At 60.2% G+C, this 21,970-nt stretch carries 19 protein-coding genes; 4 read left to right on the plus strand and 15 right to left on the minus strand.

Translation table 11 applies throughout. The annotated features are described in order from the left end of the window. Positions 1-69: 69 nt before the first annotated feature. Positions 70-324, plus strand: coding sequence for a hypothetical protein (locus AB5Z25_RS02075; protein WP_055285533.1), 255 nt, complete (start codon positions 70-72; stop codon positions 322-324). Between the two features lie 85 nt (positions 325-409). Here AB5Z25_RS02075 and nhaA read toward each other — a convergent pair whose 3' ends face one another. From nhaA to AB5Z25_RS02110, 7 genes are all read right to left on the minus strand, one after another. Further along, the gene (gene nhaA / locus AB5Z25_RS02080; protein WP_250787274.1) at positions 410-1,768 is read right to left on the minus strand and encodes a Na+/H+ antiporter NhaA; all 1,359 of its coding nucleotides are present in this window, start codon (positions 1,766-1,768) and stop codon (positions 410-412) included. 267 nt (positions 1,769-2,035) lie between these two features. After that, positions 2,036-2,959 (minus strand): manganese-dependent inorganic pyrophosphatase, encoded by a 924-nt coding sequence (locus AB5Z25_RS02085; protein WP_006235927.1) that lies wholly within the window; start codon positions 2,957-2,959, stop codon positions 2,036-2,038. 168 nt (positions 2,960-3,127) lie between these two features. Next, on the minus strand, positions 3,128-4,081 hold the full coding sequence (locus AB5Z25_RS02090; RefSeq protein WP_117820909.1) for an ROK family protein: 954 nt from the start codon (positions 4,079-4,081) through the stop codon (positions 3,128-3,130). 241 nt (positions 4,082-4,322) lie between these two features. Then, a complete protein-coding gene (locus tag AB5Z25_RS02095; RefSeq protein ID WP_197736861.1) occupies positions 4,323-4,655 on the minus strand; it encodes a PTS sugar transporter subunit IIA in 333 nt (110 codons plus the stop codon). Between the two features lie 9 nt (positions 4,656-4,664). After that, positions 4,665-4,967: a PTS sugar transporter subunit IIB gene (locus AB5Z25_RS02100; protein WP_368134674.1), complete on the minus strand. Its 303-nt coding sequence runs from the start codon at positions 4,965-4,967 to the stop codon at positions 4,665-4,667. A 161-nt stretch (positions 4,968-5,128) separates the two neighbouring features. Continuing rightward, positions 5,129-6,472: a PTS sugar transporter subunit IIC gene (locus AB5Z25_RS02105; RefSeq protein WP_195444678.1), complete on the minus strand. Its 1,344-nt coding sequence runs from the start codon at positions 6,470-6,472 to the stop codon at positions 5,129-5,131. A gap of 119 nt (positions 6,473-6,591) precedes the next feature. After that, positions 6,592-7,992, minus strand: coding sequence for a glycoside hydrolase family 1 protein (locus AB5Z25_RS02110; protein ID WP_117746098.1), 1,401 nt, complete (start codon positions 7,990-7,992; stop codon positions 6,592-6,594). 304 nt (positions 7,993-8,296) lie between these two features. On the opposite strand from AB5Z25_RS02110, the gene AB5Z25_RS02115 reads away from it, so the two are divergent. Both AB5Z25_RS02115 and manA read left to right on the plus strand, forming a co-directional pair. Then, positions 8,297-9,016, plus strand: coding sequence for a GntR family transcriptional regulator (locus AB5Z25_RS02115; RefSeq protein ID WP_152068462.1), 720 nt, complete (start codon positions 8,297-8,299; stop codon positions 9,014-9,016). 74 nt (positions 9,017-9,090) lie between these two features. Further along, positions 9,091-10,023: a mannose-6-phosphate isomerase, class I gene (gene manA / locus AB5Z25_RS02120; protein ID WP_411161279.1), complete on the plus strand. Its 933-nt coding sequence runs from the start codon at positions 9,091-9,093 to the stop codon at positions 10,021-10,023. Positions 10,024-10,264: 241 nt separating this feature from the next. On the opposite strand, the gene AB5Z25_RS02125 is transcribed toward manA, so the two are convergent. The 4 genes from AB5Z25_RS02125 to AB5Z25_RS02140 all read right to left on the minus strand — a co-directional run bounded on the left by AB5Z25_RS02125 (position 10,265) and on the right by AB5Z25_RS02140 (position 16,629). Continuing rightward, the gene (locus tag AB5Z25_RS02125; RefSeq protein WP_368134675.1) at positions 10,265-11,032 is read right to left on the minus strand and encodes a hypothetical protein; all 768 of its coding nucleotides are present in this window, start codon (positions 11,030-11,032) and stop codon (positions 10,265-10,267) included. Beyond that, the gene (locus AB5Z25_RS02130; protein WP_368134676.1) at positions 11,020-12,048 is read right to left on the minus strand and encodes a hypothetical protein; all 1,029 of its coding nucleotides are present in this window, start codon (positions 12,046-12,048) and stop codon (positions 11,020-11,022) included. The genes AB5Z25_RS02125 and AB5Z25_RS02130 overlap by 13 nt, the downstream gene beginning before the upstream one ends. 366 nt (positions 12,049-12,414) lie before the next feature. Beyond that, complete coding sequence (locus tag AB5Z25_RS02135) at positions 12,415-15,315, minus strand: ATP-dependent helicase (RefSeq protein WP_368134677.1); 2,901 nt, start codon at positions 15,313-15,315, stop codon at positions 12,415-12,417. A 333-nt stretch (positions 15,316-15,648) separates the two neighbouring features. Continuing rightward, the gene (locus AB5Z25_RS02140) at positions 15,649-16,629 is read right to left on the minus strand and encodes an undecaprenyl-diphosphate phosphatase (protein WP_368134678.1); all 981 of its coding nucleotides are present in this window, start codon (positions 16,627-16,629) and stop codon (positions 15,649-15,651) included. 249 nt (positions 16,630-16,878) lie between these two features. On the opposite strand from AB5Z25_RS02140, the gene AB5Z25_RS02145 reads away from it, so the two are divergent. Continuing rightward, the gene (locus AB5Z25_RS02145) at positions 16,879-17,316 is read left to right on the plus strand and encodes a universal stress protein (protein ID WP_055285548.1); all 438 of its coding nucleotides are present in this window, start codon (positions 16,879-16,881) and stop codon (positions 17,314-17,316) included. A 220-nt stretch (positions 17,317-17,536) separates the two neighbouring features. Here the strand turns inward: AB5Z25_RS02145 and AB5Z25_RS02150 are convergent, their stop codons facing one another. From AB5Z25_RS02150 to purH, 4 genes are all read right to left on the minus strand, one after another. After that, positions 17,537-18,580: a sensor histidine kinase gene (locus AB5Z25_RS02150; RefSeq protein WP_368134679.1), complete on the minus strand. Its 1,044-nt coding sequence runs from the start codon at positions 18,578-18,580 to the stop codon at positions 17,537-17,539. A gap of 9 nt (positions 18,581-18,589) precedes the next feature. After that, positions 18,590-19,261 carry a response regulator transcription factor gene (locus AB5Z25_RS02155; protein ID WP_368134680.1) on the minus strand — a complete coding sequence of 224 codons (672 nt, stop codon included), beginning with the start codon at positions 19,259-19,261 and terminating at the stop codon, positions 18,590-18,592. A 183-nt stretch (positions 19,262-19,444) separates the two neighbouring features. Continuing rightward, positions 19,445-20,191, minus strand: a complete 747-nt coding sequence (locus AB5Z25_RS02160; RefSeq protein WP_368134681.1) for a hypothetical protein — start codon at positions 20,189-20,191, stop codon at positions 19,445-19,447. 81 nt (positions 20,192-20,272) lie between these two features. Beyond that, the gene (gene purH, locus AB5Z25_RS02165; protein ID WP_368134682.1) at positions 20,273-21,880 is read right to left on the minus strand and encodes a bifunctional phosphoribosylaminoimidazolecarboxamide formyltransferase/IMP cyclohydrolase; all 1,608 of its coding nucleotides are present in this window, start codon (positions 21,878-21,880) and stop codon (positions 20,273-20,275) included. Between the last annotated feature and the right edge of the window lie 90 nt (positions 21,881-21,970).

Below are 21,970 nucleotides of genomic sequence, written 5' to 3' on the forward strand. Positions count from 1 at the left end.
AGATTAAGTCCATCGCAATAAATTACGAATCGCCGCGCATGCCGGCATGAAGCGCCCAAGGAGGCACTAATGGAGTACGGATCGTTCCAGGCCGAGGAATTCGGCGACCTTCAGCGCCTGGTCGACGGACTGTTTTACGACCGCCACGCCATCGACCGCCTGGATCTGATCGTACAGGCCGAAATCTTGGACCTGGCGCCCGATCTCATGGAAATCGTGAACCTGCTACCGCCCGGCTATTACGACCGCCAGTCACTTTGCGACCAGCTCAACTCCGCCTTGGCCGCCCACGGCTGGGGCGCCATCTACGGCACCGTAGAATAAACCTAGTCATTAAGAACGTCTCGAATGACTAAAACGCCGCCTGTGATGGTGTTCACAGGCGGCGTTTTCAAACTTGTATGTGCTCTTACTCGTCCTTGGGCGCGGGGTGTTTGCAAACCACGCTCATGTAGATCATGCCGAGCACGGCAGCGGTGACCGAACCGGCAAGAATGGCAGCCTTGGCGGCCAGAACCTCAAACTCAGCCGTCGGGAAGGCAAGGCCGCTGATGAGAATCGACATGGTAAAGCCGATGCCGCCCAGAATGCCCACACCGGCAATCATGTGCCAGTTGACATTGCGCGGCAGCTCGCAGGCCTTGAGCTTGACCAAGGCGAACGTCATGCCAAAGATACCGATCGGCTTACCCAGCAGCATGCCAAAGTACACGCCGAGCGTCACCGGGTCGGTGAGCAGCGTGCTCATGTCCACGCCCACTAGGCGAACCTGTGCGTTGACGAACGCAAAGATCGGCAGGATCACAAAGTTGACCGGTGTGGAGATCAGACGCTCCATGCGGATGAGCGGCGGGGTCACGCGGTGCATAACACGCTCGACCTTGGTGGTCGAGACGGTAAAGTCATGCTGGCCCAGGATGTGCGCCTCGTCGTCGTAGCGGTCATCGAGCAGCGGCAGGCACTCGCCCAACCAATCGGTGAGGCTATCGAGCTTGACGCCGCACTTGGCCGGGATGGTGAAGGCCAGGATGACGCCGGCAAGCGTAGCGTGCACGCCGCTCTTGAACATGCAGAACCACAGCAGCAGGCCCAGCACCGAATACGGGGCGAGGCGGTAGTGCTGCGTCTTGTTGAGCCACACGAGCGCGCACGTCACAAGCGCGGCGGCGCCCAACCAAAACGGATTGGGGCTCTGACCGTAGAAGATGGCGATGGCGGCGATGGAGATGAGGTCGTCGGCGATGGCGAGCGTCGAGAAGAACACACGCACGCCGTTGGGCACGCGATTGCCCAAAAGCGACAGCACGCCCAGCGCAAAGGCAATATCGGTTGCCATGGGAATGGCCCAGCCGTTGTGCGCGCCGGCATGGTTAAAGATCAGATAGATGCAGGCGGGAACGACGACGCCGCCCACGGCCGCCAGCATGGGAAGCATAGCCTGGCGCGGGTTTTTGAGCTCGCCGACCGTCATTTCATATTTGAGCTCAATGCCCACCAGCAAAAAGAAAATCGCCATGAGGAAGTCGTTGACGAAAAGCTCGACGGTGAGGCCAGCCGTCAAATGCCCCAGACCCACATACAGCGGGGTCTCCAAAAAGTGATGGATGGCCTCGTAGGCATCGGTATTAGCGCAAATGACGGCGGCGATGGCGGCGAAGACCATGACGGCGGCGGAAATCGTGCCGTTCTCGGCGATGCGCTCCCAGATGTCGTGACGTTCAAAGCGCTTGCGCTCGCGAACGTTGAACAGCTGCTCAGTTGCTGCCATGGGCGGCTCCTTTCACGGGATGGCTCCCGTCTTAAAAAAGCACGGCCCGCCCAAGTGGCGGCGCCGCGCTCTAACGTATTACGCTTGCATCTAGCCTACCCTGCACGACAAGCACGCAGGCGTGGCCGAAAAGCGGAACCACAGGTTGAACATTATTTGCTCAACGGCACGGGCACGCCTGTCCAAGAGACGACGCGGCGCCGTGCACAAAAAACGACCGGAGCGCGGGGCGTCCGCGATCCGGTCGTGGCGTTTGGTCAACTAAACCTAGCAGGCGGCCATGATGGGAGCAGCAACCTGCTTCTTACGGGAGAGGACGCCCGGCATCCAGACGCCGTCGTGCTCGTCGGCAATGCCCAGGCCCTTCTGAGCAGCCTCGGTCTCGCCCTCGAGCAGGACCTGCGAGCCCTCCTCCATGATGTCGGTGATGCACAGGACAATGCCGTCAGCACCCTTCTCGGCGGCGTAGGCGCGCATGGCCTCGCGGATCTCGTCGATCATACCGAGCGCACGGCTCTTGTCGACGGTCTCGTACTGGCCGATGAGCAGCTTCTTGCCGGCGGGCTCGAACATCTTGATGTCGTTGCCAACCATCTCGGCTGCGGTGAAGGAGCCGGACGGGCGGGTGAGGAAGACCTCCATGCCAAACTTGACCGGGTCGACGCCCACCTGCTCGCCGAGCTTGGCGGCGACGGCGCGGTCGACATCGGTGGTAGTGGGGCTCTTGAGCATGAGCGTGTCGGTCATCATGGCCGAGAGCAGCAGCTTGGCCTGAACGTCGGAAAGCTCAACGCCGAGCACGCCGGCGAGCTTGGTGACGATGGTGCAGCTGGAGCCCCAGGGCAGGCAGATGTAGTGCAGCGGGCCGGCGGTCTCGAAGTCGCCGATGCGGTGGTGGTCGACGACGCCAAAGACCGTGGCGTCCTTAAGACCGGCGACGGACTGGGCAGACTCGTTGTGGTCGGTGAGGACGACGAGCTGACCGGCCTCGACGGACTCGATCACGCGGGGCTCGGCAATGCCGGCGTCGGCGAGCAGCTTGGCGGACTCGGCCGGAAGCTGACCAAGGGCGCAGGCCTCGTAGGTGTTGCCGGCATACTCAACCTGGTTGAGCAGCTGGGACAGGACGACGGCGCTCATGATGGCGTCGTTATCGGGGTTCTGGTGACCAAAGACAAGAACGTTTGCCATGGATATCCTCCACTTGATATGTGTACTTGGACGTAGCTATGGTAGCACGCCGATGCCGAGCCTTCGCAGACGGAAGGGCCACGGCATATTTTGGGGCGCAGGCACGGGGGCCAAGGCTGTCCCTTTTGCACCATGTTGGTGCAATGTAACCTGTCCCCCTTGCACCAGCTATTTACCGGCAGCGCGCAGGGCTACGTAGGCGGCACCGATGATGCCGGCGTCGTTTCCGAGCGAAGCGACCTTAATGGGCGTCTCGCGCGAGGCAGAAAGCGCGTACTGCTTAAAGTGCTCGCGAACCTTGTCGAGGTAGACATCGGCCGAGGCGGAGGCGCCGCCGCCGATGAGGAACATCTCGGGGTCGACCACGTTGGCGATAAGTGCCAGGGCGCGACCGAGATAGTCGGCCATGGTATCGGCCGCGGCCAGCGCGAGCTTGTCGCCCTCGCGGCAGGCCTGGAACACGTCCTTGGAATCGGAGGGGCCGGTGAGCTCGATGGGCTCGACGCCAGCCTTCTTGCACTCGGCAAGGTAGTTGCTCACCACACCGGTGGCGCTGGAATACTGCTCCAGGTGGCCATGGCCGCCGCAGCCGCAGGTGCGCTCCTCAGCCGGATTCAGGCACATGTGGCCGATCTCGCCGCCGGCACCCACAACGCCCGACACCACGTCGCCGTTGACGATAACGCCGCCGCCCACGCCGGTACCGATGGTGACCATCACCACGTTCTGCACGCCCTTGGCAGAGCCGAGCCAGGCCTCGCCCATGGCGGCGGCGTTGGCATCGTTCTCGTACTTAACGACCGCGTCGGGGCAGTGCTCCTGAATGGCGACTCTCAGCTCAGGCAGGTTAATGGCAATGTTGGCCTTGACCTTGGCATCGCCCGATGCCGGGATGGGGCACGGAACGGCCAGGCCAATACCCGCCACAAAGGCGCGCGGAATCTGGGCCTTGGCGACCACCTGGTCGATAGCCTCGGTCACCGCGGCAAAGCCCGCGGCGTCAACGATGGGAGGCGTGGGCACGCTGGCCTTGGCCAGCAGGTTGCCGTCCTCGTCGAACAGGCCCTCCTTAACCGAAGTGCCGCCGACGTCGATGCCGATGTAATACTGCTTAGGTTCCATGGGAGCCCGCCTTTCTCGTTTAAACATTGCCTGTATGGTACCGCTCTCAAGGCAAAAACCTACCAAAAAGGGACAGGTTTGTTTTGGCAGGTTTTATCTGGGGTAACGCAATTGGCTGCCCAACAGGCCGCGCAAGACCATCCCCAATAATAAAGGCGCCGGGAGGCGGAGGCTCCCGGCGCCCGTCAAAGGGACTATGTTGTCTGTTGGACCGCACGGTCCGTCGCGGCGATAACGCCGACTAGGCCTGAAGTGCCTGCAGCTGCTTGTGAACCTCGATGAGCTCCGTCGCCATGACGCGCATGGTCTCGGTGCCGGCCATCTGGTCCTCGGCATGCAGCAAAATCAACGGGGCCTCGCCGTTACGTTCGCCGTTGGCCTCCTTCTTCAGAAGCCCCATGTGAACATCGTGGCCACCGTTATAGGCCTCGTCGCCCTGCTTGATAAGCTCCTCGGCGGCGTCAAAATCGCCCTCCTTGGCCTTTTGCACGGCATTGATGTACATGCTCTTGGCGGTACCGACGTAGCTGATGATCTCAAAGCAGGTCATCTGCAGTTCGTTCATATCCTCCATGCAGAGCACCTAGCCAATCACGCTGACGCAGTGGTCGATGATGCCGGCAGCGTTCATGCGGCCGTAGTCGACCATGTTGATGACCTCGACCGGAAAACGACCGGCGGCCTCCTTCTCAAAATCGCCCTTGGTGTAGCCGATCTGCGGACCAAGCAGCAACATGTCGCACTCGTCCAGGTGATCGTGGGCCTCGTTCATGGGACGAGCCTCGACCTCAATATCCAGACCACGGTTTGCAACCTCGGCCTGCATCTTCTGGACCAGCAGGCTCGTGGACATACCGGCATTGCAGCAGAGCATGATCTTCTTCATGGTTTCCTCCTTATAACTGCGCGGCGCGCAGACGACAACTGGTTTTATTCCTTGCGGCTATTGTGCCCACCCCCCTGCATCTTTACACAAGGGAGAGAGCTGCGGGCACCGGCGCCGCGTACCGGCGCCCGCAAAGGTGAAAGGGACGAACGTTAGGCGTTCTACTCGGCGAGAGCCTCCTGCTTGGCGATTGCCTTCTCGGAAATCTTCATAAAGGGCAGGTAGACGGCCATGCCAATGACAATCTCGATAGCCTGCCACACGCCAGCGCGCCAGTCAAAGCCCGTAGCGAGCAGGGCATTGATGACGGGAGGCATGGTCCAGGGCACCTGGGCGATGCAGGGGCTGATGATGCCTGCGCAGGTAAGGCCATAGGTGATGCCGATGAACAGGTCGGGAAGGAGGACAAACGGGATCATGAGCGGCAGGTTGTACACGATGGGGTAACCGTAGATAACCGGCTCGTTGATGTTGAACAGACCAGGCAGGATAGCCATCTTGGAAACGGTCTCGGAAGCCTTGTTTTTGGAGAACAGGAGCGTGTCGAGCAGGAGCATGAGGGTGCAGCCCGAGCCGCCGATGAGGGCGAAGCTGTTAACGATCTGCATGTTCATGTAGTGATCGGGCTGGATGGTGCCACCGGCGGCAAAGGTAGCCATGTTGTCGACGATGAGCATGGTCAGGATCGGCTCGACGGTAGCGCCAGAGATGGTGGACTGGTGAATACCGACGCAGAACAGCAGGTTAGCAAGGGTGTAGATGAGGATAACAGCCCACGGACCAGCGTTCATGATGCTCTTGAGCGGGTTGGAGATGCACGTGGAGATGATGGTGCACAGATCGGTGCCGGCGCACACGGCGAGCAGGGCTGCGGCAAGAGCGAAGACCGCGAGGTTAAGCAGCATCGGAATCATGACGTTGAAGGAGTTGGAGACCGCGGGAGGCACGCCCTCGCCCAGCTTAACCTTGAGCTTCTCGACGCCAGAAATCTTGATGAAGAGCGAGACGGAAAGCAGGGCGATGATAATAGCCGAGAACAGACCGTTGGTGCCGGTGTTGGCAGTCGAAAGGGCGCCCGTGACCTCGGCGGAGGTGATCTTGTCGGTGAGCAGTGGGCTCGTGGCGGCAAGCGTGGCGGTGATCTGCTGCGGCATCATGATGACGAAGGCAGAGATAGCGACGACCATGCAAGCAAGCGGATTATCGAAGCGCTTGTTCTTAGCGAGGCTGTAGCCAATCAATCCGGCCAAGATAATGGCAGAGACGTTGAGGGTGCCCAGCGTAATCGCCGAACCCCACGTCTGAAGGTTGGCAAGGCCCGCCGCATCGAGCGGGAACAGAGGGAACACGACGTTGTTAATAAGAACCGCGATACCCGCAAGGATATAGAGCGGCGTGATGGTCGCGAAGGCGTCACGCAGGGAACGCAGGTGAACCTGGTTTCCCACCTTCGCAGAGACCTCGGCAAACTTGTCGAGGAAGCTCTTTCCGTTGTCACTGGCCATGATTGCTCCTAACTTTCAAATCCGGCCTTTCCTATGCGCACGGTGGTCTGTCGCCCTCTGCCACCAGATGTGCCATGTGTTGCGCGCGGCGGCGCGCGGTCTGGACGTTCGTCCGGTCGCTAATCAACCACGTGGGTCGTGGCGACCTGTTTGAGCCAGGCCGCCGACTTCTTAAGACGGCGCTTATAGCCATCCATCAGATCGACCTCGACAAAGCCATAGCGATTCTTAAAGGCATTGGCCCAAGACCAGTTATCGATGACGGCCCAATAATGGTATCCGCGGCACTTGGCGCCCTCGTCGATGGCCTTGGCCACCCACTCCAGGTGCTGACGTACAAAGTCGACGCGGTAGTCATCCTGGATGGTTCCTTCGGCGTCACGGTTCTTGTATTCGTCCATGATGCCGATGCCGTTCTCGGAAACGAACCACTCAAGATCGGGGTAGTTCTTAGCGCAGTCCATGCCAAAGTCGTAGAGGCCCTGCGGGTAGATCTCCCAGCCGCGGCTCTCGTTCATAACGGCGTCGGGCCATACGTACTCGTCGGCAAAGTGCGGCAGGCCGTACTGGTCGACCTTGCTCGCCGGCGCCTGAACACGCGTGGGGTGGTAGTAGTTGCAGCCTAGCCAGTCGACAACACCCTGCTTGAGGATCTCTTGGTCGCCGGCGCGGAACGGGAGCTTAACGCCGCCCTCGGCCAGGCTGTCGAGCACGTCGGCAGGAAGCTCGCCCTTGGTGATGAGGTCGAGCCACCAGCGGTTGTTGATGCCGCTGGTCATGCGCACGGCCTCGAGGTCCGCCTCGCTGGGGTTCTCCTTGGTGTAGACCGGGGTAAAGCAGTTGATCATGCCGATCTTGGCATCGGCGCGAATAGCGCCCTCGTCATAGGCGCGACGATAGTTGGCCACGGCCAGCGCGTGCGCCAGCGAGATGTGATACTGCACGGTGCGGGCGCGGTTGAAGTCGTGGAGCTGCGGGAACCACACGCCCTCCTGATAGCGCTGCTCGGGCTCGACGATGGGCTCGTTAAAGGTGAACCAGTACTTAATCTCCTGGCCAAACTCGTGGAAGGCGACGTCGGCGTAATGTGCGTAAGCCTCGACAACCTCACGGCTCTCCCAGCCGCCACGGTTAAAGAGGTAGGTGGGCATGTCAAAGTGGTACAAGTTGACAAACGGCTCCAAGCCGGCTTCGCGAGAGGCGCGGAACAACTCGTGATACCACGCGGCACCTTCCTCGTTGAGGTTGCCGTCGGCATCGAGCAGACGGCTCCACTGGATGGAAGTGCGATAGGTATCCAGACCCAAGTCCTTCAAAATGCGAAGGTCTTCCTGGTACTTGGCCATAAAGTCATTGCCGGCGTAAGAGCCAACGCGGTTGTAGAACGAACCCAGATCCTGGATGGACCAGGTGTCCCACAGGTTCTCGAGCTTGCCGCCCTGGTTCCACTGACCCTCAGTCTGCGGGCCGGACATAGCAGCGCCAAAGAAGAAGTCGTTGGGCAGCTGATACTGTGCCATCAAAGTCCTCGCTTTCGTGTTCTAGAGCTTCCGGTTGGAGACGGGTTTGCTTTGGCAGGTTATCCGGCGCGGGCGCGCACCGGCCATACCGATATCCAACCCGCCAAAACAAAACCGTCCCCAAACGGTCGATCCTGTTGTGCGGAAGGATTCCGTTCGTTGCTTAAACTATAGCGCTCTAATTTTAAAAGTAAAGCGTCTTTTTCTTTTTTCTTTCTCGAACTTCTTAGATAAAAGTAATATGGATGCCCTGTTGAGGGTTATACTTACTTTTTGTATTCATATATGTCGGAAAGGAGGTTCCATGATTCCCAAATACGAGGCGATAGCTGCAGATATTCGTCGAAGTATCGAGGATGGCGCTCTTAAACCGGGCGACAAGCTTCCCACCGTCGTTGAGTTCTGTGAGCTCTATAGCGTTTCCAAAATCACCGTCAAACGAGCTATCGAGCAAATCACCGAGGAAGGTCTTATTACCAGCCGTCGTGGATCGGGTACCTACGTTAAGGACACGGCGGGGCTTCCCGGCCAGGCGTTTTTCCAGGGCAAAAACGACCGTGCCCAGGGTTTTTCGTATGAGCACCGCGGGGAGAAGGTGACCTCGGTGGTCTACGATTTCTCGATTGTTAATCCACCAGCGGACATCGCAGCCCAGCTGGGAATTGCCGAGGATGACTTTGCCTATCACATCGTGCGCGTGCGTCAGGCCGATGAGAAGCCCATCGTTATCGAGTACACCTACATGCCGCTCGAGCTGATTCCGGGCCTTAAAAAGAAGGACCTGTACGGATCGGTCTACCGCTTTGTCCGCGAGCAATGCGGGCTGAAGATTTCGAGCTTCCACCGCACCATTCGCGCCGTGGCAGCAACCGAGGAAGAAGCCGATCGCCTGGACACCAAACCTGGCTCTCCCCTGCTCGAGCTCACCCAGATTGGCTTTTTGGACAGCGGCGCGGCCTTTGAGTATTCGGTCTCGCGCAACGTTGGCGACCGCTTTGAGTTGCACAACGTAACGTTGGCATAGGTTTTTGTAGTCATCCGGGCGCTCGCTTTGAACAGTTTTACGCAGCGCCCGCGCAACACAATGGGGGTATGAACATGTCCGATTTGATTAAGCTGACGCCGATCTTCCACGAGAAGATCTGGGGCGGACGCCAGCTCGAAACCGTATTTGGCTACGACATTCCCGATGGCCCCATCGGTGAGTGCTGGGCCATCTCGGCCCACCCCAACGGCGACTGCCAGATTGCGGAGGGCCCGTATGCCGGCCACACGCTGTCGTGGCTGTGGGCCGAGCATCGCGAGCTCTTTGGCAACTGCGAGGGCAAGGAGTTCCCGCTGCTCATTAAGATTCTGGACGCCAAGGACGACCTTTCGATCCAGATTCATCCCAACGACGAGTACGCTGCCGAGCACGAGAACGGTAGCCTGGGCAAAACCGAGTGTTGGTATGTGCTGGACTGCGAGCCCGACGCCACGATCATCGTCGGCCAGCGTGCCAAGGACCGCGCCGAGGCCGCACAAATGATCGAGGAAGGACGTTGGGACGACATGCTCAACGTGTTGCCGATTCACAAGGGCGACTTTTTCCAGATTGATTCCGGTACCGTGCACGCCATCAAGACCGGCACGCTCATTTTGGAGACGCAGCAGTCGAGCGACGTGACGTATCGTCTGTACGACTACGACCGTCCCGGCACCGACGGCAACCTGCGCCCGCTGCACATTGAGCAGAGCCTCGACTGCATCGACTTTGATGCTCAGGCTCCGACCGACGGCACGGTGACCGCGCCCGAGGTGGACGGCGTGACCGAGCTCGAGTCCAACCCCTGCTACACCGTCGATCGCGTGCGCGTCAACGGCAGCAAGACCCTCGACCAGCGCTGGCCCTTCATGTGCCTGTCGGTCATCGACGGCGAAGGCACCGTCTGCGGCGACCCCGTCCACAAGGGAAGCCACCTGCTGGCCCCGAGCACCGTCAGCTCCATCGACCTCGAAGGCAAGATGGAACTGATCATCAGCCACCTCTAGGTCACCGGTCCCAAGCGCTCGTCGGGACGGGGCGCGGGGGTTTGGTCGCCTGCTCGGACAGTCCTGCTCGCACGGAGAGCACATTAAGTGCTCTCCGGCTCGTGCGGAACTCGCGATCGACCAAACCCCCGCGCCCCGTCCCGACGAGCCTCTGGCTAGTTACGACAATCAAAAAGCAACAAGGGGCTCCCCCGCTCATCAAACGGGAGAGCCCCTCGCCATACATAACGAATCAAGGTGCCTATAGGTAGACCTTTTCGAGAAACGATAATGTGTCCTGAAGACGTGCTCTCTCTTTACGATCGGTCTGCCGATTTACATAAGAAGAAAAGTCCGCAAAGAAGTCTCCGGCATCAGCCCTCATTTGCTCTATTAGCTCCAAGCGAGCCGAAGGCGGCAACAAACCCGCAAGTCGAACAATATCCGAGCGATGCTTTCGTCGATCTTTATCGTTGCAATGGCGCCCTTCTTCATAGCTCCTATTGATATCAATGTGTGCACGCATCTTGAGGGGAATGATATGGAGCGCATCGAGCAACGTAATGCCCTCTACGTTCGTTGCGTTGTCGCGAATTAATTCGTAGTAGCCATCGTCGAGAATAATTGCCGAAAGACTTGATACGGCCCCGTCAAAGGAAAGAGGTGCCACTTCGCTCGTTTCATCTTCGAGCACAAAATCAGGATGTCGGGCAAATAGCTCAATTTGACCGGGATAGTCTAGGACTTGCCTTGATCCTTCGGGCAAACAGAACCGATAGTAAGTGCACCTTCCATCGCCGACCTTTCCAGTCTCATATCCGGCAGCTTTGATAAATGCCCACAATGCAGTGGCGAATTCAACGCCTTTCCCATCAACAATTACGACGACATCCAAGTCTTCAGTAGCTCTAAACGAATTGCCCTCATTGTCAAATAGAACGCTGCAGGCCCCTCCACCAATAAGGACGTAACCGCCTTTACAGCCGCTCATGGCATCGGCAAATCGCTCTATTCCCCTCACTTTTGACATATCGTCCTCCTGAGCTGTTCGACCGCGTCGAGCAGACGATCTTCTTTGTAATCTGCTTTTGCGCAAGCAACGTATAAGGAAAACGGGTCGACACACTGCAAACCCGTCGCGTCAAAACTAATATCGGACGGCGCGTCCACGGGATACGACCAGACCTCAATCACAACTGCCGCCGGTTCGTACCACTGAGCCTCCAGCCATCTGTCGCCCATATGCTCTTTCAAGGCCTCTAGCTGATATTTTTCGAGAGCAATGGTTGGAGCAGAGTCTTCATGGGCAAGGTCGGACATATAGCTAAGGGCAGACACACCGGAAAGCAGCGCATCAACGGCACGTAGCTCTGTTCTCTCGATAACCTTCTTGAGCCGGATTCGCTCTAAAACTGGCGTGCGAAGATAGTCCTCAAACCCATCTAGCAACGTCTCGGTCGACAGCCCGGCGTCACACAATATACGCTTTTTGCCGTCCCGCATAATCAACCCAGGAGCTATAGCGGCGATTTCCGAAAGATAGCCGCTGACGCTTGCCGCGCTTTTGCCACACAGACGCGCTAGGTCGCCGGCGGAGCAGTCAACCCATCGTCCCGCAATGAGATTTAGGACGATTCGTTGAGATTGGGACGAAAGCGGAGCAGCGGGAGAAGCACCCAGCACTTCATCGGAAATAACGGCTCCGATAAACGGCAGGAACGCATTTCGCTCATCTCGGATATATGCGATTCCCTCTGAAGAAAGCGCGCGCATAAAACCTAAATCCATAGCATCCCAGCAAATTGCCACCGGACGAGCATCTAACGTACGCACTGCATTGACGAGATTTCGCGCCGAAATGACACTGGGCGGTTCTTTAGGTTCCGCAACAATAAAACGGCCCTGCTCAGACATGCCAAGCCGTGCCAAGCGAAGCGAATACCGCTCAAGATACATGCGAGGAATCTGCATCTCAACTGGCTCCGGGTCGATGGCGAGCTCTAAAGAGAAGAGTCTTTTTGGGAGACAATTTAGCAGCATGTCCAATCACCCTTTTCATTTCAGTTACATTTTAGTATCTATCTGAAATTATACTGAATCGTATAAAACGCTCAATCCCTAAAGTCATAAGAAACAATCCAAACGCAATAAAGAGGCTCCCCCGCTCATCAAATGGGAGAGCCCCTACTCACATCTATTTTTCTATCAGCCCACCCGGCTCTCCAGATCAAAAAGCGAACGAGAAAAGCGACGTTCGTCCAGCAACGTTACCCAAGGACCTGGGCGGGCGTATGGGGCAACATCGGTCGCGAGTTCCGCACGCAAAGGAGGCCACTTAATGTGGCCTCCGTCTTGCGCAGGACTGCCCGAGCAGGCGATGTTGCCCCATACGCCCGCCCAGGTCCGCCGGGATTACGACAGCTTGACGATCGGAGCGAATCCCTTCATGAGCTTTTTGGTCTGGCCGGTCTTTTCGAACTGGACCTCGATCATGTCTCCAGCGACCGAGATCACGGTACCCGTGCCAAAGGTCTTATGGCTCACGGTATCGCCCGCGGCAAAGTCCTGCGATGCGCTGGCGCGATCGACCTTGCGCTCCACCGTCGGGGACACCTTGGACGACGGCTTTTTGGCTCGCGGCGCGCCCGAGCCAAAGGTCGAGGCAACACGGCCGGCGTCGGGCGAGACCCCACGATGGCGCTCGGTCCCGTAGCTGCTGCCGCCAAAGAAATCGTCAAAGCTCGATCCACCGCGCGAACCGGAACCGCCGGTCGAGCGCGTATGCGAGCCAAACACCTTGCCGCCATACATATCCGAACCCATGCCCGAGCCAAAGGTGCCGTGACGGTCGCCGCGCTTCTCCCAGCCCGTGCCTTCAAAACCGGCAGAACCGATACCGCTAAACTCGATATCCTCAAACGGAATCTCATTGAGAAAGCGCGAGCGTGGGTTGGCAGAGGTCGAGCCGTAGGTGCGACGCGTGGCCGCATAGGTCAGGAATAGGCGCTTACGGGCACGCGTGATGGCGACGTAGGCCAGGCGACGCTCCTCCTCGAGCTTGCCCGGATCGTCACTACCGCCAAAGTCGTGCACGTGCGGGAAGATACCCTCCTCCATGCCGGCCACGAACACCGCCGGGAACTCCAGGCCCTTGGCGGAGTGGATGGTCATCATGGTAATGGCATGCGTCTCGCCGGCCAGGGAATCCAAGTCGGAGCGCAGGGCCAGCCACTCCATGAGCGCCGGCAGCGCCTTACAGGTGAGCGGACCGTAGGTGCGCTCGATCTCGTCGGCATACACGGCACCCGCCGGCAACTCTGTTGGCACGGCATACGCGTTGCCCGCGATGGCGGCGGCCAGGGCATCCTGCGGAGACAGCGCCGGAGCGGCCAAGCTATCGAGCGGATTGGAGCCCGCGGCGTCACGCGCGCCAACGAGCGCCTCAAACGAGGATACCGGGGCAGATGGCCCCGGTTCGGGCGCAGGCGCGCTCACCACGACAGGCTCGGGCTCGGCGCTAGCAGGCACATCGGCAACACCGGCAGCGCGCAGCTCTTCCAAGCTCTCGAGCGTACCTTCGATATCCTCGTGCGTCTCCTCAAATTCGGCGGCGACGCCCAGGAATTCCTGGATGTTCTCGGCGCGGCTCTCGGACTCCATGGTGCCCTCGGCGCGGAAAGCCTGCAGCAGGCCCGTCTTATCGACGATCATCTCGACGACGTCCTTGAGCTCGCCGTCCATGCGGCGACCCTCGCGCACCAGCGCCACAAAGCTCGACAGGCCGTTGCGCACCTTGGCGCTAAACATGCCCGTCTCGGCTGTTGCGATCTCGCAGGCTTGGAAGAACGAGCAACGGTTGTCGCGCGCCAGCTGCTCAATCTTTTGGATCGAGGTGGAGCCGATGCCGCGGCGCGGCGTGTTGATAACGCGCTTGACGCTCATATCGTCTGCCGGGTTCACGATCATCTTGAGGTAGGCCATGACGTCGCGGATCTCGGCACGGTCGAAGAATCGCGTGCCGCCCACGATCTTGTAGGGCACGCCTGCGCGCAGGAACATATCTTCGAGGATACGCGACTGGGCGTTGGTGCGGTAGAACACAGCGATATCGTCGTAACTCGTGCCCTTGGAGTGCAGCTTTTCGATCTCGCCGGCAATCCAGCGGCCCTCGTCGCGCTCATCGCTTGCCTGGAAGGCCTGGATCTTCTCGCCGTCGCCCTCGGCCGTAAACAGACGCTTGTCCTTGCGTTGCGAGTTGCGGCGCACCACGGCGTTGGCGGCGCTCAGGATATGACCCGTAGAGCGGTAGTTCTGCTCCAGCTTAACGGTCTTGCAGTTTTTAAAGTCCTTCTCAAAGTCCAGGATGTTGGTGATGTCGGCGCCGCGCCAGCTATAAATGGACTGGTCATCGTCGCCCACGACCATGAGGTTTTGGTACTTGGCGGCCAGCAGGTTGGCGATCTCGTACTGGACGTGGTTGGTGTCCTGATACTCGTCGACGCTAATGTAGCGGAAACGCTCTTGGTACTTATCGAGCACCTCGGGGCGGGTGCGCAGCAGCTCAAGCGTGCGCACGAGCAGGTCGTCGAAGTCCATAGCGTTGGCGGCGCGCAGGCGGCGTTCCAGCTCCAGGTAGACCTGCGCGGCCTTTTTGTCGTTGGGGCTGTCGGCGGATTTGAGCATGTCCTCGGGGCCGATCATGGCGTTTTTGGCCGAACTGATCTTGCTGCGGATCATATTGATGGGGAATTGCTTTTGCTCGATACCGAGCGCCTGCATAATATCGCGCACCATGCGCTTGGAATCGTCGTCATCGTAGATGGTAAACTGACCGGTGTAGCCCAGCAGATCAGCGTCCTCGCGCAGCATACGCACGCACATGGCATGGAAGGTGCACACCCACATGCCACGGGTGCCGCTGGGAATGAGCGCCGCCAGACGCTCACGCATCTCGGCCGCGGCCTTGTTGGTAAACGTGATGGCAAGGATCTGCCAGGGCTTAACACCCAGGTCGCCGAGCATATGTGCGATGCGGAAGGTCAAGACGCGGGTCTTGCCCGAGCCGGCGCCGGCAAGGACCAGCAACGGACCCTCGGTGGTCAGGACCGCCTCGCGCTGGGCGGGATTAAGGCTGTCGAGGTCGACGAGCGGCTTGGCGGGTTTGGGTGCCGGCGCGGGAGCGTCGTAGATGTCGAGCGGGACGAGCTCGGGCTCCGGCGCAGCGGGGGCGGTGTATGCATCGAGCGGCACGGGTTCCGGCGTGGGCGGCACGGGTACCGCGGCGTTCTTTTCCCAGGGCAAGGGCTGGGTCATGGGCGACTCCTCATCTGACGGACGGCGCGCCTGCGGGCGGCGCCATAGTTTGAGCCGTACCAGTATACCGAGCCGCACGGACACCGGCGCAAATCACACCACGACTCCGTGCGCCACCGTCAGGCCCGCCCAGCGGATTTGGCGCAATGGGGTCAGGTTACTTTGCACCAATCTATTGACAATCACGAAACCGCCGATGTCATGACAGCAGCAGCGAGCGGCGGCCAGGGCGAACAAATTGGCATGAAAAAGGGGGCAGCATAGACCTTTTGGTCATGCCACCCCCTTTGAATGACAAGTTGTCGCCCCGGCCGCCGCGCAGCGTCGACTAAGTTAGAGGCCGAGCATCGGCTCCAGAACGAAGAAGTATGCGAGCACTACGATGCCCAGGATGATGCGGTAAACACCGAAGCACTTAAAGTCGTGACGGCGGACGAAGCCCATGAGCCACTTGATAGCGATGAGCGAAACCACAAAGGCCACAACGCAGCCCACGCCCAGGATGGCGACCTCGTTGGCACCGAACGTACCGCCCTTGATGAAATACTTGACCAGCTTGAGCGCACTCGCGCCAAACATGACAGGGATGGCCAGGAAGAACGTAAACTTGGACGCCACCGAACGCGTGCAGCCCAAAAGCAGGCCGCCGATGATGGTGGAACCGGAGCGCGACGTGCCCGGAATCAGCGAGAGCACCTGGAAGCATCCGATGCCCAGTGCGGTCTTCCAGCTCAGATCCTCGAGCGTAGTGATGGAGCCAAAGTCCAGGCTATCGTCATCGCCCTCATCATCGGCGGTAGCCGCGGCGGGCGCCGCAAAGTGCGCACCGGCGGGACGTCCACCCGACACCACAGCACGAGAACCAAACGAACCGGCAAGAGCGGCCTGGTCGCGCTTGCTCGCGCGCCAGTTCTCAATCACGATAAACAGCACGCCGTACACAATGAGCGCCAGCGCCACGACGGGAGCATTGTAGAAATGCTCCTCCATCCAGTCGTTGAGCGGCAGACCGATTGCCGCAGCGGGAATGCAGCCGAGCACGATCTTGCCCCACAGCACCCAGGTGTCGCGACGGCCCTCCTTGCCCTTGCTGGGCGAGAACGGGTTAAGGTCGTAGAAGAACAGGACGCAGACGGCCAAAATGGCGCCAAGCTGAATCACGACCAGGAACATATTCCAGAACGTCTCGCTCACGTTCATCTTGACGAACTCGTCCACCAAGATCATGTGACCGGTCGACGAAACGGGCAGCCATTCGGTGATGCCCTCGACCAGGCCCATGAAGGCAGATTTTAGAAGCTCGATGATATCCAAAGGGACCCCCTCGTTAGACACCCGCCGGTAGATGTTCTGCGGACGATGCGGGCGATGTCCCATTATCAACCGTTGGCAGTGCGACCGCGCCTGCCTTTACCAAAAAACTCGCCCGTTCACAGAATTGCGAGCGGTCAAACCGAAATCCTTGGGTATAACTGCAACAAGATAAAGTGTCCGGCGGCCAACGCGCCCGCGCCCGCCCGACGCACGAGCCCCACGCCCGTGCGATAGACCAAGGAGGAAGCCATGAACGAGGGCTACACCAAGGTATTTGTTTCACTCGACGGTACTGAGCAGCAGGATTTTGTGCTCGCACGCGCCATCAAGGTCGCCGCGAACAACGGCGCTAAGCTGATCATCGGCCACGTCATCGACTCCACCGCGCTCGAGAGCGCCGGTTCCTATCCGGTCGACCTGGTCAACGGCTTGGAGGAGGCCTTTAACAACTCCATCGCCAAGCAGCTCGAGGAGGCCAAGGCCAATCCCGACATTCCCGAGGTCGAGGTCATGATTCGCACCGGCCGCATTCGTGAGACGCTCAAGGATGAGATGCTCGACGTGGTCAAGCCCGATCTGGTGCTCTGCGGCGCCCGCGGCCTGTCCTCGATCAAGTATGCGCTCCTGGGTTCGATTTCGACGTTCCTGCTACGCAACACGGACTGCGACATCTTGGTCGTGAAGTAGGTTCCTTCCCGTCGGCGCAAGGCCTGCGGGGTTATCACGCCGACGTCCTCGCCGCTTCGCGGCTGCGGGATGTCGGCTTTGATAACCCCTCCCGGCCTTGCGCCTTCGTCACCGTACTTCAGCGAGTTGGCTGATAAAAGATGGCGTGCCGCCCCATTTGGGGCGGCACGTTTTGTTTGAGGCGGCACGTTTTTGTTTGGGCGGGCGTCTGCCGCGTGCGTTACTCGAAGTATTGGAACTTGTTGGTTGAGAAGGCAAACGTGACGACAAAGCCTTCGCCGGAGTCGGATGCCGCGGTGACGTCGATGCCCATCTTGGAGCACAGGCGCGCCACCAGGTAGAGGCCGATGCCCGTTGCGCGCTTGGTGGTGCGGCCGTTGTCGCCGGTAAAGCCCTTCTCGAACACGCGCGGTAGGTCTGCCGCACACACGCCACAGCCGTTGTCCGCGACGGTAAGCTCGATGCGCTCGCTCGCCAGACCCTCGTCCAGCAACGCACCCGAAAACACGATCTTTGCGCCGTCCTCACGCGCATATTTAATGCTGTTCTGAATAAGCTGGCCCAGAATAAACTCGAGCCACTTCTCGTCGGTAAAGACCTCAAAGTCGAGGTTCTCGCACACCGGGGCCACGTGCGCCGCGATGAGCTCGCGCGCGTTGGCCTTAATCGCGCCCGTCACCAGGGTCTTGAGATCCCAGCGGCGAATCAAGTAGTCGCGCTCCACGACTTCCGAGCGCGCGTAGTACAGCGCCTGGTCGATATAGCGCTCCACGCGAGCCAGCTCGCGACCCAGGTCATCCACACGCGACAGGTCGTCTTCGCTGCCATCCAGGTTTTCCAAAATCAGATGGGCCGCCGCCAGGGGCAGCTTGGCCTCGTGGACCCAGCTCTCGATATAGTCGCGATAGTCATCGGTCTGACGCCGGCCTTCGGCAACCTCGTCGCATGCCGCCTTGCCCACCCGGCGCAAGACCTCGTACTCGAGCTCGCCCTCGGCATAGGTCGGGCATTGCACCATCTCCTGCACCCATGCGGGACTCTCGAGCTCCTCGGCCGCGCGCTCCAACTGACGCAGAAAACGGCGACGGCGAGCGTACTCGACCACGATGCCGAGCATACCGAAGATAAAGGACACGCCAACCGTCACGACCACGATAGAAACGGGTGCGCCGGCGACCGTCAGCACAAAGCAGCTCAGCAGCACACCGCACGTCCACACGGCGACGGGAAGCAGCGCATCTTTAAAGAACTTGCCAAACGACATAGCCGGCCCCTAGACCGAATAGCCCTGGCCGCGGTGCGTTGTCAAATACCCCTTGATGCCGATTTTTTCGAGCGTGGTGCGCAGGCGGTTGATGTTGACGGTAAGCGTATTGTCGTCCACAAAGGCGTCGGAGTCCCACAGGTCCTGCATGATGGCCGAGCGCGAAACGATCTTGCCCGCGCGGCTCAGAAGCAGCGAGAGGATACGCAGCTCGTTTTTGGTGAGCTCGGTGCTGGCGCCCGTTTGCGTGTTGGTGACCATGGAGCGTGCGAGGTCGAGCTCCAGTCCCTTGTGGACGAGCGTGCTGCGCTCGCCCGCCGCCGCGGTGCGACGCAGCAAGGCATTGATGCGCGCCACGAGCACACGGGCGCTATAGGGCTTGGGAACAAAGTCGTCCGCGCCGAACGTCATGGCCATGACCTCGTCGATCTCGGTCGTGCGCGACGTGAGGACGATGATGGGAACCTCGGATTCGCGGCGAACCTCGTGGCAGATATGCTGGCCGTCCTTGACGGGAAGCGTCAGGTCGAGCAGCACCAGGTCGGGTGCGGCGGCGAGAATATCGCGCGAGACGTGCTCAAACGATTCGCAGGCCTCGATCTCAAACCCGGCGCGGGCAAGGATGTCGATAAGCTCACGACGAATGGGCTCGTCGTCCTCAACGACATAGATCAGCGCCATGTGTCCTCCCATTTCGCGTAACTTGCACCTTCCACACCATTATGCCCACGGCGTCGCGAGTACACGCCTCGCGCGGTGCCAGGTGACAGAACTGTTCGCGAGCGGGTCCGTTTTGTCCGCCTCGCACTCGCAGCGGTGGCGGGGACCAAAATGATTCTTTAATCCCCGTCCCAGAAACATCATTTAGCGGCGGGCACGGAGCTTTTCGTAGCCTTCGGCGAAGAAGGCGACCGTGGCGGCGTCGGAGTCGGCGGCGTCGGAGTCGGCGGCGTCGGAGTCGGCGGCGGCAACCACACCGTGCTCGTCACTCACCAGGAACAGGGCACCCTTGAGCTGCGCGGGAATATCTACGCGCGTGACCGGGATGCCCTTGGTCTGGGCCAGCTGCTCAATGAGCGTCGCCGTGCCGCACAGGCACTCGTCCTCCGGCGCCACAAAGGCCAGCTCACCGTCGTTGACGGCAGCGAGCAGCTCAGGCGCCACGCCGGTCTCGTCGGCCTCGGAGCGGGCCTCGGCGGAGCGGGCACGCAGCGCCTTGGCCGAGGTGTCAGCCAGCGGCTCGTACTCCCCCACCGTCATGGCGGCATTGCCGTTGACATCGATCACCAGCATGAGCACGCCGTCGTGCGCAGTGTAATCGCCCTCGGCAAGCGACCACTCAACGTGCTGCTTGGCCCAGCTGAGCATGTTATGGGTAAGCGGCTCGCCCTGCACCAGGCGCTCGGACAGTGCGCGAATGTGGCGGTTGAGCATGGGCACCTTTTTGTTGGACATGCGCCAACGGCAGACAAGCGCGGGCTTGTCGAGCGTGAACTTCTCGACCGCCTCCTGATTGGCGCAAAAGTCCTCGTACGCACGCTGATCCTCGGCATTGCCAAACAGCTCGGCATCATCAATCTGGGGCATGGTCATACCTTTCGTGTTAGTCATTCCGTCCTCTTATACCAAAAAGACGGCCCTCCAAACGGAGCGACCGTCTTTTGCGGAGATTATTTTGTCCCAAGGCGGAACTTAGTGGCGGAAGTGGCGAGCGCCCGTAAACACCATAGCAATATTGTGCTCGTTGCAAGCCTGGATGCTCTCGTCGTCGCGCTTGGAGCCGCCGGGCTGAATGATGCAGGTCACGCCGTGTGCCGCAAGCACGTCGACGTTGTCGCGGAACGGGAAGAATGCGTCGCTTGCGCAGGCAAAGCCGCCCTTCTCCACGCCCTCGCGCTCGCAGAAGTCCTCGGCGCGCTCGCAGGCAAGCAGCGCAGAGTCAACGCGGTTAGGCTGACCCGGGCCCATGCCAATGCCGGCCTTGCCCTTGGAAATCAGGATGGCGTTGGACTTAACGCCCTTGCAGACCTTCCAGGCAAACTCGAGCTCGGCCATCTCGGCGTCGGTGGGCTTGCGGTCGGTGGGGAACGTAAAGGTCGCGGGATCCTCGGTCACGTGGTCGACCTCCTGCACCAGCATGCCGCCGTCGACGGAGCGCAGCTCCACCTGGGCGCCGTGGTCCACGCCGCCGGTCGCCAACACGCGCAGGTTGGGGCGCTTTGCCATGCGCTCGAGCGCCTCGGCAGTGTAGCTCGGGGCGATGATGACCTCGACGAACTGCTTGTTCTGGTCGGCGAAGTGCTCAACCAGCTCATAGGGAACCTCGCGGTTGCAGGCGATGATGCCGCCGAAGGCGCTCTTGGGATCGCAGGCGAAGGCGCGGTCGTAGGCAGCCGTAATATCCTCGGCAACGGCGGAACCGCAGGGGTTCTGGTGCTTGAGGATCACGCAGGCCGGCTCGTCGAACTCGCGGACCAGGCTCCAGGCGGCATCGGCATCCAGATAGTTGTTGTAGCTGAGCGGCTTGCCCTGGATCTGTTCGGAGCCCACGAGCGGGAACTGCGAGCTCGCGGTGTTCTCGCAGCCCTCGGCAAAGCGATAGACCGTGGCCTTCTGCTGCGGGTTCTCGCCATAGCGCAGGTCGTCGACCTTCTCCAGCGAGATCTCGAGCTTGGCAGAGGTGTCCGCCACATCGCTTGCCTGGGCGGCGAGCCAACGGGAGATAGCCGTGTCGTAGGCAGCGGTGGTCTGGTAGACCTTCACCTGCAGGCGACGACGGGTGGAAAGCGTGGTGCAGCCACCGGTCTCGCGCATCTCGGCCAGGACAGCATCATAGTCGGCCGGGTCGGAGATAACGGTAACGCTCGCGGCGTTCTTGGCGGCAGAGCGCAGCATGGAGGGGCCACCGATGTCGATGTGCTCGATGGCGTCCGCGAAGGTGACCTCGGGGTTGGCGACGGTCTTCTCGAACTCGTACAGGTTGACGACGACCAGGTCGATCAGCTTAATGCCGTGCTGAGCAGCCTCCTGCATGTGCTGCTCGGAATCGCGGCGGGCCAGCAGCGCGCCGTGGACCTTGGGGTGCAGCGTCTTGACGCGGCCGTCCATCATCTCGGGATAGCCCGTGAACTCCTCGATGGGGGTTACGGGAACGCCCGCGTCCTCGATGGCACGAGCCGTGCCGCCCGTAGAGATGATCTCGACGCCAAAGTCGTCAACCAGCGTCCGTGCGAAATCGACGACACCCGTCTTATCGGTAACCGAGATCAACGCGCGTGCGATCTTCACATCAGATCCCATGCAGTCCTCCTGTCTGGTACGCCGCCGTGCTCTGTGAGTCGGTGATACGTCGATCTGCAGCGCTCGCGCAGCGGCATTGAAAATACTGAT

Origin of the sequence: Collinsella aerofaciens, assembly GCF_040910325.1 — a bacterium.
Taxonomy (GTDB): Bacteria; Actinomycetota; Coriobacteriia; order Coriobacteriales; family Coriobacteriaceae; genus Collinsella; species Collinsella aerofaciens_BL.

What these genes read in the sequence shown, in the direction of transcription:
- manA (WP_411161279.1), top strand. Translation starts at nt 9,091, where the DNA reads ATGTCCGATTTGATTAAGCTGACGCCGATCTTCCACGAGAAGATCTGG.
- purH (WP_368134682.1), bottom strand. Translation starts at nt 21,880, where the DNA reads ATGGGATCTGATGTGAAGATCGCACGCGCGTTGATCTCGGTTACCGAT.
- AB5Z25_RS02160 (WP_368134681.1), bottom strand. Translation starts at nt 20,191, where the DNA reads ATGACTAACACGAAAGGTATGACCATGCCCCAGATTGATGATGCCGAG.
- AB5Z25_RS02145 (WP_055285548.1), top strand. Translation starts at nt 16,879, where the DNA reads ATGAACGAGGGCTACACCAAGGTATTTGTTTCACTCGACGGTACTGAG.
- AB5Z25_RS02125 (WP_368134675.1), bottom strand. Translation starts at nt 11,032, where the DNA reads ATGTCAAAAGTGAGGGGAATAGAGCGATTTGCCGATGCCATGAGCGGC.
- AB5Z25_RS02110 (WP_117746098.1), bottom strand. Translation starts at nt 7,992, where the DNA reads ATGGCACAGTATCAGCTGCCCAACGACTTCTTCTTTGGCGCTGCTATG.
- AB5Z25_RS02105 (WP_195444678.1), bottom strand. Translation starts at nt 6,472, where the DNA reads ATGGCCAGTGACAACGGAAAGAGCTTCCTCGACAAGTTTGCCGAGGTC.
- AB5Z25_RS02155 (WP_368134680.1), bottom strand. Translation starts at nt 19,261, where the DNA reads ATGGCGCTGATCTATGTCGTTGAGGACGACGAGCCCATTCGTCGTGAG.
- AB5Z25_RS02100 (WP_368134674.1), bottom strand. Translation starts at nt 4,967, where the DNA reads ATGAAGAAGATCATGCTCTGCTGCAATGCCGGTATGTCCACGAGCCTG.
- AB5Z25_RS02115 (WP_152068462.1), top strand. Translation starts at nt 8,297, where the DNA reads ATGATTCCCAAATACGAGGCGATAGCTGCAGATATTCGTCGAAGTATC.
- AB5Z25_RS02135 (WP_368134677.1), bottom strand. Translation starts at nt 15,315, where the DNA reads ATGACCCAGCCCTTGCCCTGGGAAAAGAACGCCGCGGTACCCGTGCCG.
- AB5Z25_RS02075 (WP_055285533.1), top strand. Translation starts at nt 70, where the DNA reads ATGGAGTACGGATCGTTCCAGGCCGAGGAATTCGGCGACCTTCAGCGC.
- nhaA (WP_250787274.1), bottom strand. Translation starts at nt 1,768, where the DNA reads ATGGCAGCAACTGAGCAGCTGTTCAACGTTCGCGAGCGCAAGCGCTTT.
- AB5Z25_RS02150 (WP_368134679.1), bottom strand. Translation starts at nt 18,580, where the DNA reads ATGTCGTTTGGCAAGTTCTTTAAAGATGCGCTGCTTCCCGTCGCCGTG.
- AB5Z25_RS02085 (WP_006235927.1), bottom strand. Translation starts at nt 2,959, where the DNA reads ATGGCAAACGTTCTTGTCTTTGGTCACCAGAACCCCGATAACGACGCC.
- AB5Z25_RS02095 (WP_197736861.1), bottom strand. Translation starts at nt 4,655, where the DNA reads ATGGAGGATATGAACGAACTGCAGATGACCTGCTTTGAGATCATCAGC.
- AB5Z25_RS02090 (WP_117820909.1), bottom strand. Translation starts at nt 4,081, where the DNA reads ATGGAACCTAAGCAGTATTACATCGGCATCGACGTCGGCGGCACTTCG.